12 protein-coding genes are annotated in these 12,718 nt (G+C 40.0%); 11 read left to right on the forward strand and 1 reads right to left on the reverse strand.

Annotated features, from left to right (window positions below):
* Positions 1 to 64 precede the first annotated feature (64 nt).
* Positions 65 to 925, reverse strand: a complete 861-nt coding sequence (locus tag ACFSY7_RS06340; RefSeq protein WP_020189622.1) for a YitT family protein — start codon at positions 923 to 925, stop codon at positions 65 to 67.
* A 200-nt stretch (positions 926 to 1,125) separates the two neighbouring features.
* On the opposite strand from ACFSY7_RS06340, the gene dapB reads away from it, so the two are divergent.
* The 11 genes from dapB (at position 1,126) to ACFSY7_RS06395 (ending at position 12,477) form a co-directional block, all read left to right on the forward strand.
* Positions 1,126 to 1,923 (forward strand): 4-hydroxy-tetrahydrodipicolinate reductase, encoded by a 798-nt coding sequence (gene dapB / locus ACFSY7_RS06345; protein ID WP_020189623.1) that lies wholly within the window; start codon positions 1,126 to 1,128, stop codon positions 1,921 to 1,923.
* 17 nt (positions 1,924 to 1,940) lie between these two features.
* Positions 1,941 to 2,360: a methylglyoxal synthase gene (gene mgsA / locus ACFSY7_RS06350; protein WP_380147240.1), complete on the forward strand. Its 420-nt coding sequence runs from the start codon at positions 1,941 to 1,943 to the stop codon at positions 2,358 to 2,360.
* 78 nt (positions 2,361 to 2,438) lie between these two features.
* Entirely contained in the window at positions 2,439 to 3,584 is a 1,146-nt protein-coding gene (bshA, locus tag ACFSY7_RS06355) for an N-acetyl-alpha-D-glucosaminyl L-malate synthase BshA (RefSeq protein ID WP_020189625.1), read from the forward strand.
* Positions 3,565 to 4,728 carry a CCA tRNA nucleotidyltransferase gene (locus ACFSY7_RS06360; protein WP_380147242.1) on the forward strand — a complete coding sequence of 388 codons (1,164 nt, stop codon included), beginning with the start codon at positions 3,565 to 3,567 and terminating at the stop codon, positions 4,726 to 4,728. The genes bshA and ACFSY7_RS06360 overlap by 20 nt, the downstream gene beginning before the upstream one ends.
* Complete coding sequence (locus tag ACFSY7_RS06365) at positions 4,712 to 5,695, forward strand: biotin--[acetyl-CoA-carboxylase] ligase (protein ID WP_380147243.1); 984 nt, start codon at positions 4,712 to 4,714, stop codon at positions 5,693 to 5,695. Before ACFSY7_RS06360 ends, ACFSY7_RS06365 begins: the two co-directional genes overlap by 17 nt.
* A gap of 96 nt (positions 5,696 to 5,791) precedes the next feature.
* A complete protein-coding gene (gene dinG, locus ACFSY7_RS06370) occupies positions 5,792 to 8,599 on the forward strand; it encodes an ATP-dependent DNA helicase DinG (RefSeq protein ID WP_449274623.1) in 2,808 nt (935 codons plus the stop codon).
* A 36-nt stretch (positions 8,600 to 8,635) separates the two neighbouring features.
* Complete coding sequence (locus ACFSY7_RS06375; protein ID WP_380147244.1) at positions 8,636 to 9,121, forward strand: cell wall elongation regulator TseB-like domain-containing protein; 486 nt, start codon at positions 8,636 to 8,638, stop codon at positions 9,119 to 9,121.
* A gap of 90 nt (positions 9,122 to 9,211) precedes the next feature.
* Positions 9,212 to 10,504, forward strand: coding sequence for an asparagine--tRNA ligase (gene asnS / locus ACFSY7_RS06380; RefSeq protein WP_126990656.1), 1,293 nt, complete (start codon positions 9,212 to 9,214; stop codon positions 10,502 to 10,504).
* Between the two features lie 248 nt (positions 10,505 to 10,752).
* Entirely contained in the window at positions 10,753 to 11,472 is a 720-nt protein-coding gene (locus ACFSY7_RS06385) for a DnaD domain protein (RefSeq protein WP_380147245.1), read from the forward strand.
* A gap of 1 nt (position 11,473) precedes the next feature.
* Entirely contained in the window at positions 11,474 to 12,133 is a 660-nt protein-coding gene (gene nth, locus ACFSY7_RS06390; protein WP_126990654.1) for an endonuclease III, read from the forward strand.
* Positions 12,130 to 12,477: a YpoC family protein gene (locus ACFSY7_RS06395; RefSeq protein ID WP_020189633.1), complete on the forward strand. Its 348-nt coding sequence runs from the start codon at positions 12,130 to 12,132 to the stop codon at positions 12,475 to 12,477. Before nth ends, ACFSY7_RS06395 begins: the two co-directional genes overlap by 4 nt.
* The last annotated feature ends 241 nt before the right edge of the window (positions 12,478 to 12,718 follow it).

The raw sequence follows: 12,718 nt of genomic DNA on the forward strand, positions 1-12,718 counted from the left end.
CTTTTGATAATATAACGAAAAACGACCGAATGTATAAATTTTTATACATTCGGTCGTTTTTTGTCTATCGGTTGATTGGTTGCTTTTTATCATCGAGTGTAAAGCCTTCACCTGCAACGTCATGAACTTCTGAAATACTCATGAACGCGTGTGGGTCAATCCCATTCACAATCGATTTTAATTTAAATAATTCATTTTTAGAAACGACACAATAAATAACGCGTTTTTCTTCGCGTGTATAATAGCCATTCCCATGTAGCAATGTGACACCACGATCAAGTTGTTTCGCAATTTTAGCAGCAATGGCTTCATATTCACCTGAAATGATAAATGCGCCACGTGCAGCATATGCACCTTCTTGCACAAAATCAATAACTTTTGCACAAACAAATACAAATACGAGCGTATAAATTGTTGTACGTGCATTTAAATACGTCAACATCGATAAAGAAATAACAATGGCATCAATTAATAACATCGTCTTGCCCATCGACCAACCAAAATATTTATGAACAACACGCGCGATAATATCTGCACCACCTGTTGTACCCCCGTAGCGGAATACAATACCAAGACCCCCACCTAAAAAGACACCAGCAAGCAGTGTTACAAGAAGCATATCGTCATGTAGGTCAATATGGAAGTTCATATGCTGGAACACTTTAATAAAGAGTGATACAGAAATAGTTCCAATTAATGTATAAATAAATGAACGACGTCCGAGAATTTTCCAGCCGATAATAAACATCGGAATATTTAAGATGATGTTCATTAAAGCGGGGTCAAGGCTAAAGACGAAGTATAAAATTAGTGTGACACCAGTAATGCCACCTTCACCGAGCTCGTTTTCCATATTAAAGTTAACGAGACCAAATGAGTAAAGCGCAGCACCTAGCATGATGAACACAATGTTTTTGAGTTTCAAACAAGTCCCTCCTAGATGATTTTTCAGTCAAGTCATACACGACTACAAAAAATTTTGGTACACTATGTGTAAGCCGTTTATCAGCTGGCTCATAGGTTTCTATTATCGTTTATTTACACATAATTGACAACCTTAATCGCGACACGTTTTACGTTCTAAGCGATAACAAGGGGATACATACACATTGGAGGAATGAAATAATGACAGTTCGCGTAGCAATTGCAGGACCACGAGGTAAAATGGGGAAAGAAGCAGTACATACCGTAATGAAAGCGACCGATATGGAGCTTGTAGCTGTATTGGACCATCGTGAGATTGCGATGAACCTAACAGCATATAGTGAATTTCCAGAAAACTATGACGTTGCGGTTTATACAGATTTAGAAGCGTTAATCAAGGATACCAAGCCGGACGTATTTGTTGATTTAACGACACCAAAAGCCGTCTATACACATACGAAAACATTGCTCGAGCATCATGTACGTCCAGTTATCGGCACAACAGGTTTTACAGATGAGCAATTGCAAGAAGTAACGGATTTAGCGAAAGCAAATGGCACAGGCGCAATTATCGCACCAAACTTTGCGATTGGTGCAGTGTTAATGATGAAATTTGCGGCAGAAGCGGCGAAATATATGCCAGATGTTGAAATTATCGAACTACATCATGACCAAAAATTAGATGCACCATCTGGTACAGGTGTCAAAACAGCACAGTTAATCGCTCAAAATCGCCCAGCCCATAAACAAGGGCATCCTGAGGAACATGAAACAATCCAAGGTTCACGCGGTGGCGATATCGAAGGGATGCGTATTCATAGCGTACGTTTACAAGGCCTTGTTGCACATCAAGAAGTGTTATTTGGTGGCGAAGGCCAAATGCTGACAATTCGTCACGATTCATATAATCGCGCTTCGTTTATGTCGGGTGTGAAATTATGTATTGAAAAAGTAGTCGACTTAAATGAACTAGTTTACGGCTTAGAAAATTTATTATAAGATAGGAGCGTTTTTTTATGAAAATCGCTTTAATTGCGCATGATAAAAAGAAAGATGATATCGTGCAATTCTCAGTAGCATATGAGCAAATTTTGGCTGAACATGAGTTGTTTGCCACAGGGACAACGGGACTGCGTATTATGGAAGCAACGGATTTAACGATTACACGCTTCCGTTCGGGTCCACTTGGCGGTGACCAACAAATTGGTGCCATGATAGCCATCAATGATATGGATTTAGTGCTCTTTTTCCGCGATCCATTGACAGCGCAACCACATGAGCCGGATATTTCGGCGTTAATGCGTTTGTGTGACGTTTATCAAGTCCCCCTTGCTACGAATATGGGGACAGCGGAAGTGCTGTTAAAAGGTTTACAAGAGGGCTTTATTGACTGGCGCTTACTTGCTGAGCGTCGCAGTGCCTCACAAACGAAATAATATGATACTGTATAAGGTGTAGCTAATCGTAGCTACACCTTTAGTATGATATTGAACAACAAAGAAAGGACGGGTCGGATGAGAAAATTAAAAATAGGAATTACGTGCTATCCGACAGTCGGTGGCTCTGGCGTTATGGCGACAGAGCTTGGGAAAATGCTAGCGGAGCGCGGGCATGAAATTCATTTCATTACATCCAGCATGCCGTTTCGCTTAAATAAAGTGTATCCAAATATTTTCTTCCATGAAGTGGAAGTTAATAATTATTCGGTATTCCAATATCCACCGTACGATTTAGCGCTGGCAAGTAAAATTGCAGATGTAATAAAAGAAGAACAATTGGATGTGTTGCATATGCATTATGCGATTCCACATGCGGTCTGCGCAGTGCTTGCGAGAGATATGTGTGGCTGTAATATCGGTATCGTCACAACACTTCATGGTACGGATATTACTGTACTAGGAGAGGATACATTATTACAAACAGCTATTAAATACGGTATCGATAAATCAGATATTGTTACAGCTGTTTCAGATTCACTAAAACAACAAACCTATGAATTAATCGACACGACAAAACCAATTGAAACGATTTATAATTTTGTCGATATGCGTGAATATTATAAACGTGATAATGCAGAGTTAAAAGAAGGCTTTGGCATTGCAGCCCATGAAAAAGTCATTATCCATGTGTCGAACTTCCGTAAGGTGAAGCATGTACCTGATGTTGTGGAAACATTTTTGAAAATTCGCCGAGAAGTTCCAGCGAAGTTATTACTTGTTGGAGATGGACCAGAAAAGCATGAAGTGATGAAACAAGCACGTGCGAGCGACTATACAGATGATATTTTATTCCTTGGTCGTCAAGATAATTTAGCTGAATTATATTCTATTAGTGATTTAAAACTACTGATGTCTTCAAAAGAAGCGTTTGGTCTTGTATTGCTCGAAGCAATGGCTTGTAGTGTACCAGGTATTGGAACGAATATTGGTGGGATTCCAGAAGTCATTGTCGAAGGTGAAAATGGCTATATTGTTGAATTAGGCGATACCGAAGCGGCAGCAAAAAAAGCTATTTCGTTATTACAGGATGATGCGAAGCTAGCTTCATTTAGTGAAGCAGCACGAAAACATGCACATGAGCATTTCCGTGCAGAAAAAATTGTTGAACAATATGAAGTATTGTATGAGAAGGTGGCACGTCATGACAACGATGCAATTTGATGCAGCCTTCAAGGTTATTGATGCTTTGCAGCTAGCAGGCTATGACGCAGTCGTTGTTGGCGGCGCAGTGCGCGATACATTATTAGGTGTACCCGTGCATGATGTCGATGTCGCAACGAGTGCAACGCCGAAACAAACGAAAACGGTTTTTCAAAAAACGGTCGATATTGGTATTGAACATGGCACGATTCTTGTACTTGATATGGGTGAACCAATTGAGGTCACAACATTCCGTACAGAAGGCACATATGCAGACCACCGGCGCCCGGATAACGTTGATTTTGTGACGGATTTAGCGGAGGATTTGCGTCGTCGTGATTTTACGATTAACGCAATGGCACTACGTTCAAAAACGGACATCGTTGATTTATTTGGTGGGCAAGATGATTTAGCAGCACATATCGTTCGCGCAGTTGGTGTGGCCGAGGAACGCTTTGCAGAAGATGCACTGCGTATGTTACGTGCTGTACGTTTTAGCGCAAAATTAAACTTTGATGTTGAACAGCAGACGTATACCGCGATGAAAAAACGCGCTGCAGATTTACGCTTTATTGCCATTGAGCGCATTAAAGCGGAGTTTGATCAAATTGTTCGTAGTGGACAGCCATATCGAGCTTTTCAGTTACTTGTTGATACAGGGCTCTCTACATATTTACCGGGTTCATTTCAAACAATTGAGCAGTGGCGCGGCTTTAAAGCACAAGATTCATTAACTGGTTGGGCGTTCTTTAGTTACCTAGAGCAAGATGTGCAGCTGATTTCTCGCTATCGTGGATCAAATAAGGAACAGCGCTTTGTGAAGCATGTATTTCAGGCATTACAAACGCTAAAAACGGCACCGACACCACGTGAGTTATTTGATCTTGACGAAGTGGTGTGGCAAGCCGCTACGATGATTGCCAACCATGTATGGCAGACGAATCATACCGTGGAAGACATTTTAGCAACTAAAGCAGCGCTACCGATTCAACAAAAAAATGATCTTGCCGTAACAGGCAAGGAATTTTTAGCCTGGAGTGGTCAGAAGGGTGGGCCATGGTTAAAAGAAGCATTACAACAACTATTAAATGGTGTGTTGGATGGGACGATTCTAAACGACGAACAACACATAAGGGGATGGTTTGAACGTGAGTGGAAATTTTAAATATGAATTACTAAAACGGCTCCAAGCGGCTGGAAATGAACCACTATCTGGTCAACAAATCGCAGATGAATTAAATATTTCACGCACAGCGATTTGGAAACATATTAACCAATTAAAAGAAGAAGGCTATGAAATCGAAACCATTCGTAAAAAAGGCTATATTTTAAAACAAGCAGCGAATAATTTAGACCCAGCAAAAATTAAAGCCCTACTTGAAACAACACATTTCGGCCATACTATTTTTTATGAAGAAGTACTCGATTCGACACAACCAACTGCTCACCGACTTGCACAGGAGGGTGCAAAAGAAGGCACACTTGTTATTTGTGAGGAGCAAACAGCAGGACGCGGTCGTATGATGCGCGAATGGCAGTCACAAAAGGGGAAAGGAATTTGGATGAGTGTTATTTTACGTCCAGATGTGCCAACACATAAAGCACCGCAGTTTACGCTCGTAGCAGCAGTTGCTGTTGCGCGAGGTATTGAAGACGTAACAGGCGTGCGCCCGGCAATTAAATGGCCAAATGACTTATTAATTAATGGCTTGAAATGCACCGGCATTTTAACTGAAATGCAGTCTGAACCAGATCTTGTGAATGCACTTATTATGGGTATTGGTATTAATGTGAACCATGAGCAACAAGATTTCCCTGAAGAAATTCAAGGCATTGCGACGTCATTAAAATTACAGGCAAAAAAAGAAATTGATCGTGCAGAATTAACTGCGCGTATTTTATTCTATCTAGAACACTATAGCGCTGAGTATGTAATAGAAGGCTTTGAAAACATTAAAAAACAATGGGAAAGCTATTCATGCACACTAGGTCAGCGCATTAAAGCGACAACATTACGTGATGTTCTAATTGGGGAAGCTGTTGAAATTACAGATGATGGCGTCTTAAAAATTAAATTAGATAATGGTGAAATTAAAGGTGTTTATTCGGCCGATATTTCATTAGAACCATAAAAAGGAGAGGATTCGCATTATACGCGGAGCCTCTCTTTTTTATTACAGGAATCTAGTAGGCTTACATGTAGGATATATGATAAAATCAAGTATATTATGAACGGAAAGTGTGAAGTATTTATGGAAAGTCAAACGTATGCTGTTGTTGATTTAGAAACAACAGGGCATTCTTCAAAGCAAGGCGACCGCATTATTCAAATTGCGATTGTGTTTATGAAAGATTGGCAAGTCGTGGATACTTACACGAAATTTGTTAATCCAGAGCAAAACATCCCGTCGTTTATTGAGGATTTAACTGATATTTCAAACGCGGATGTCGCGCATGCGTTGCCATTTCAGGACATCGCATACGACGTATATGAAAAACTACAGGGGACGGTTTTTGTCGCGCATAACATCGACTTTGATTTACCATTTTTACAATCAGAGTTTACGCGCTGTGGGATTCCGTTATGGCAAGGGAAATCACTTGATACGGTTGAATTAGCGAAAATTTTATTCCCAACATCGTATAGCTATAAGTTGCAAGACTTAGCGTTAGAGCTTGGTATCATTCACCAAAAAGCCCATCGTGCAGATGATGATGCCTTAGCGACCGCCTATTTATTAAAGGCATGTTACGATAAAATGCTACAGTTACCACTACGTGTGCTTGAACAATTGCATAAGCGTTCTTTTAAGGCGAAAACCAATATTTCAGCGTTGCTTTTTGACGTTATTCGTGAGAAAAGGCAAGGTACGAAAAAACCAATAGGGTATACGATATACCGTGGCGTCACATTAAAAGAACAGGTACCTGTAGTAAAAGAACAGGTGAAAAAATGTAGTTACCCAGCATCACTAGAAGCGAAGAAAACATTGTTTGAAGCTCAGTTTGAACGATTTGAAATTCGTGACGGTCAATTCCGTATGATGGATAGTGTCTGGAATTCATTAAATAATCGACAAGAAGTATTGATGGAAGCATCAACAGGTATCGGCAAGACATTAGCCTATTTGATTCCAGCGATGATTTATACGGCGCGTCATGACGGCAAAATGGTCATTAGTACATATACCTCACATTTACAAGAGCAGTTGTTAATGGAGGAATTGCCAAAAGCCGAAGCCATTATTGGTATGAAAGCGAATATTGCGGTATTAAAAGGCATGAAGCATTATGTCGATATTGACCGTTTTAGTGATATGGTTCAAGTATTCGATGATTCCTATGATGAGAACTTTGCGAAGATGCAATTTATTACGTGGTTAGCAGAAACGACATCTGGGGACTTGACGGAACTAAATTTATCAGGTGGCGGCCATTTATTTTTAGAAAAGGTACGTCGTAGTGACACCACAAAAGATACGCGTCGCAAGGGAGCTTTTGACTTTTATTTGGCAGCACTTGAGCAATGTAAGTCAGCCGATTTAATTGTGACGAATCATGCGATGGTTGTTGCGGATCTACAGCGTTCAGAACCGATTCTAAACAATATTGATGGCTGGATTATTGATGAGGCGCATCAGATGGTGCAAGCGGCAATGGTACGTGAAGAAACGGTGTTTTTATATCGAGAATGGAAGTATGTACTCGGTCAATTAGGCTCGATGTCTCAGCGCACACTCGAGCATGATTTCTATGCACGTATCGAGTCATCAGGACGTGTTCATATTCGCAAGGTGCTCGAGTGTCAGCAATATTTTGGCAATATGCTGGATTCCTTTGAACGCGCCATGAAACAAATGACGAAGTATTTAAATTTACCAGCCGGTGTTACAAGGTCAATGAAATATACATTTTTATGGCAAGATGTGCAAATTGAGCAACTTTTACTACGCGAAGTTAGTCAACATTTAGGACGCTTTTTAGCAAGTGCTAAGCAACTGACGACTGTTTATTTACAACAAGTAGATGAATTGCCTTTATCACAGCAGGCAACATTAGATGATTGGCATTACTGGCTAGACGAATTAGCATTAAAACATGCAGAGTGGGATGCTTTGTTCTTACAACAACGCCGTGCTGAAACGATGTGGCTAGAGCTTGATGCCCGTAGCTTACCAGGAAGTATTCAAATTATGAAAAAACCGTTAAGTATTAAGCGCACGGTTATGAGTGTTTTTGATAAATTCCGTGGCAAAATGGGAATTGTATGGGCATCTGGTACATTAACAGCTCCCGAGAATACGCGCTTTATTGCCAATCAGCTAGGAATTGATGCGTCGGTGCCGTTGTATCAATTCCAAGCACCTGCTTCCTATTATGAAGGCGCACAAGTATATATTGTGGACGATATGCCAGATATTAAAGGCGTATCACAAATGATTTACATTGAGCATGTGGCACAGGCGATTGTTGAAACGGTGCTTGCTACAAATGGTCGATGCTTTGTATTATTTACATCGCAGGAAATGTTGAAAAAGACCGTTATGCTTATTCAAGAAACCGACCAACTTGAAGAATTTATGCTGTTTGCACAAGGTGTTTCAAGTGGTAGCCGCATGAAGCTATTAAAAATGTTCCAAAAATTCGAGCGCTCGGTATTATTTGGCACAAATTCCTTCTGGGAAGGTGTTGATGTACCAGGGGATGCATTGTCAGCAGTTATTGTTGTGCGTTTGCCTTTTACCTCACCAAACGAACCGGTGTTTAAAGCAAAAGCAGATGCATTACAGGCAAAAGGCATGAATTCATTTTATAAACTATCTCTTCCCGAGGCGATTATTCGCTTTAAACAGGGCTTTGGCCGTTTAATTCGTTCGTCACATGATAAGGGGGCATTTATTATTTTGGATCGCCGAATTGAGACAAAATCATATGGCCATCAGTTTTTAGATGCTCTACCAAATGTCCCTGTTGAAAAAGTTCCGCTTGGGGATATGGTGTTACAATTAGAACATTGGTATAATGATGAAGTATGAACAGGTTCGTACAACTTAAACGTATAAGGTGATAACATGAAAAACTGGTTAAAATTCTTATCCATATTTTTCGTTTGTTTGGCACTCGTGTTAGTCGTTATTATCGGTTGGAGTGCATACTCACCGTTTCGTAGCATTGAAAGCCAAGCAGAAGATGCCGTCATTCAAAATAAGCAGTTAAAAGAAGTAAGCGAATCTTACGTCTACAATGGGACATCTTCGTATGTGACGGTAATTGGTAAGGATAGCAAAAATAAAGATAAGGCGATCTTTGTATTGCAAGATCAGGTCAATCAAAAAGGACCTGCACTGAAAATGAAAAATGGCATTTCAGCAGAAGAAGCAGTGGAAATCGTCAAGAAAAAAGATCCAAATATGAAACGCGTGCTCCATACGAAGCTGGGTTTAGAAAAACCAGGTGCGGTATGGGAAATAACGTATAAAACAAAAAATGACAAACTGAATTACGTGTATATCACATACACTTCAGGTAATTGGTGGAAGCGAATTACGAATTTGTAATGTAAAATAGAAATAATTATGTCTTTTGCTAGATGTTTGTATATAATGGTAATGAAAACTATAGCGAATCGCTGTTAAATGGAGGATACTATGACAAAAATTATGATTTCAGATATGCCTAAGCATGTCGGTGAAACAGTTACCATTGGCGCTTGGTTATTTAACAAACGTTCAAGCGGTAAAATCGCATTTCTACAATTACGTGACGGCTCAGGCTTCGTGCAAGGCGTTGTCGTAAAAGCAAACGATGAAGAGGTTTTTGCAACAGCAAAAGCACTTCACCAAGAAACATCAATGTATGTAACAGGTGAAGTAACAGAAGATACACGCTCTTCATTCGGTTACGAACTACAAGTAACAGGAATTGAAGTTATCGGAGAAGCACATGATTATCCGATCACACCAAAAGAACACGGTGTTGAATTTTTAATGGACAACCGTCACTTATGGTTACGTTCTAAAAAACAACACGCTAATATGGTCGTACGTAATGAAATTATTCGTGCAACATATGAGTTCTTTAATGATAATGGCTTCAAAAAAGTCGATCCACCAATCTTAACAGGTTCTGCACCAGAAGGAACATCTGAATTATTCCATACAAAATATTTCGATCAAGATGCATACCTTTCTCAATCAGGCCAACTTTACATGGAAGCTGCTGCAATGGCACTTGGTAAAGTTTTCTCATTCGGTCCAACATTCCGTGCCGAAAAATCAAAAACACGTCGCCACTTAATCGAGTTCTGGATGATTGAACCAGAAATGGCGTTCGTTGAACATGATGAATCACTTGAAGTACAAGAACAATTTGTTGCACATGTTGTTCAATCTGTACTGAAAAATTGTAAATTAGAGCTTGAAGTACTTGGTCGTGACACAGCGAAGCTTGAAAAAGTAACAGCGCCATTCCCACGTATTTCTTATGATGATGCCATCGAATTTTTACACAAAGAAGGCTTTGATGATATTCAGTGGGGTGATGACTTCGGTGCACCACATGAAACAGCTATTGCAAATCACTTTGATTTACCAGTATTTATCACATGTTATCCGAAAGGTATCAAACCATTCTATATGCAACCACACCCAGATCGTGACGATGTCGTGCTTTGCGCTGACTTAATCGCACCAGAAGGCTATGGTGAAATTATCGGTGGTTCTGAACGTATTTGGGATCATAAATTAATGAAAGAACAAATCGAAGCAGCTGGTTTAGACCCAGAAGCATACGCATGGTACTTACAACTACGCGAATTCGGTTCAGTTCCTCACTCAGGTTTTGGTTTAGGTTTAGAACGTACCGTTGCATGGATTACAGGTGCAGAGCATGTACGTGAAACAATTCCATTCCCACGTTTATTAAACCGTATTTACCCATAGTACGTTTAGTAAGCAGCTAGCATTGCTAGAAATCCAGACCATTTCTAGCAATGACCTTGCCCACCAGACAGGGCAGGAAAAGTTACAACAGTCAGTCGAACCACATTTCAAAAGAAATGTGGTTCTTTTTTATAGAAACGATAAAAAAGTTGAACCATTTCAAAGGTAGCAAAGCGCGAATAGGTAGTGTTATAATGAGCATTGAACGTCTGAGAAGACATAACAATTTTGCATTGGAGGAGTCATACGTGAACGAACAACAAAAAAGGCTCCAAACGTGGATTGAGCGTGGAAATGTGACCATTTCACAGCTCTTTTTTCAATATTATAAAGAGCTTATGATTGCCGACAATGATGCCATGCTTATTATGCATTTACAGGCATTTCATGATGAAGGCGAATTATTCCCAACGCCAAATCGTATTGCAGAACGTATGCATTTATCAGCTGATGCGATTTCAGCTGCGATGCAACGCTTAATGCAAAATGGCTACATTGAAATTGTACAAAATATTACAGATGGTGTTCTTTATGAACAAATTAATTTAATGCCACTGTGGATGCGATTACTAGATTGTGCAACAAATGAAAAACAACAAGTGCAAGAACAACAAATTGAGATTGAAGAAGGCGAATTATTCCGCTTATTTGAGCAAGAATTTGGTCGTCTTTTATCACCAATGGAAGCAGAAACTGTGGCGATGTGGTTAGACCAAGATCATCACACACCTGCTTTAATTCGTAAGGCACTTATGGAAGCCGTATTAGCACAAAAAGTAACGATGCGTTACATTGACCGTATTTTATTTGATTGGAAGAAAAACAATATTAAAACGGTTGAAGAAGCGGATCGTTATGCGCAGAACTTCCGTGATCATAATTTGAAAAAGCAACTACAACAGCAGCCTGAACTAACGCAACCTGTCAAACGGGCGCCTTTTTACAATTGGCTAGAAGAGGAGGAATAGCATGTTAACAATTAAGCAATGGTTACATTGTTTAGATGAGATGGATGCGATGTTCCCAGATGCGCAATGTGAACTCGTCCATGATAATCCGTTTGAATTAACGATTGCGACGTTATTATCTGCGCAATGTACCGATGTACTCGTTAATAAAGTGACGAAAACATTGTTTCAAAAATATAAAACACCAGAAGATTATTTGGCGGTGCCTCTTGAAGAGCTTGAGCAAGATATTCGTTCAATCGGTTTATTTCGTAGTAAAGCGAAAAATATTCAAAAGCTATGCCAGCGTTTATTAGACGTTTATAATGGCGAGATTCCAGCAGACCGTGAAGAACTTGTTACTTTGCCCGGCGTAGGGCGTAAAACAGCAAATGTCGTATTATCGGTTGCCTTCAATGTACCTGCAATGGCAGTTGATACGCATGTAGAGCGTATTACGAAGCGTTTAGGCCTTTGTCGCTGGAAAGATAGTGTCTTAGAGGTTGAACAAACAATTATGCGTAAAACGCCAATTGAGCGCTGGAATAAAGCACATCATCAAATGATTTTCTTTGGTCGCTATCATTGTAAGGCGCAACGTCCAGGGTGTCATACATGCCCATTATTTGATGACTGTCGAGAAGGGCAGAAGCGTTTTAAGAAAGGACTTGTCACCCGATGATAGAAGCACATAAAGAAAAAATTTCAAAAGAAGCGGTAGATGAATGGTTTGCAATGTGGGAAACACAAGAACGTGCAATTCATGAAGCACATCATAATCGTGATAAAGCGGTGAAAGCTTTAATGGAGCAAGCGATTGTACATTACGAGCAATTTATTCAAAATGCTTCAAATACAACAGATGCCTTACAAGTGAGCGAAACATATGAAGTGTTGCCAATCAATGGTATGGAACGTTTGCAATTTGTAAAAACACGTCCAGGACAATATGCATGCTATCGTCAGTTAGATGAATTATTCATTGAAACGAAAAAACGCTGTGCACGTCTGCGCTTGAAAAAATAATGAGACTTACGCAAAAAAAGAGGCTTTGACATACGTGTAAAGACAACCGCTCCTATGAGCATAAGAAAAACCGGCATCGCGCTGTGGCGCGGTGCCGGTTTTTCGTTGCGAACGCTAAAAAAAGAAAATAACGTGTTTGGAACTGACCCACGAAAGTGAGACAAAGAAAAAGACACGTTCTTTCAGCTAAATTTGACGGACGCTTTCCTGGGGCATGGCGGAAGCCGCCTCGCTCGCAAGC

This window comes from Kurthia populi (assembly GCF_042686175.1).
Lineage (GTDB): Bacteria > Bacillota > Bacilli > Bacillales_A > Planococcaceae > Kurthia > Kurthia populi.

Coding starts and splice junctions, on each gene's coding strand:
- ACFSY7_RS06360 (WP_380147242.1), top strand. CDS start 3,565: ATGACAACGATGCAATTTGATGCAGCCTTCAAGGTTATTGATGCTTTG.
- bshA (WP_020189625.1), top strand. CDS start 2,439: ATGAGAAAATTAAAAATAGGAATTACGTGCTATCCGACAGTCGGTGGC.
- mgsA (WP_380147240.1), top strand. CDS start 1,941: ATGAAAATCGCTTTAATTGCGCATGATAAAAAGAAAGATGATATCGTG.
- ACFSY7_RS06375 (WP_380147244.1), top strand. CDS start 8,636: ATGAAAAACTGGTTAAAATTCTTATCCATATTTTTCGTTTGTTTGGCA.
- nth (WP_126990654.1), top strand. CDS start 11,474: ATGTTAACAATTAAGCAATGGTTACATTGTTTAGATGAGATGGATGCG.
- dapB (WP_020189623.1), top strand. CDS start 1,126: ATGACAGTTCGCGTAGCAATTGCAGGACCACGAGGTAAAATGGGGAAA.
- asnS (WP_126990656.1), top strand. CDS start 9,212: ATGACAAAAATTATGATTTCAGATATGCCTAAGCATGTCGGTGAAACA.
- dinG (WP_449274623.1), top strand. CDS start 5,792: ATGAACGGAAAGTGTGAAGTATTTATGGAAAGTCAAACGTATGCTGTT.
- ACFSY7_RS06395 (WP_020189633.1), top strand. CDS start 12,130: ATGATAGAAGCACATAAAGAAAAAATTTCAAAAGAAGCGGTAGATGAA.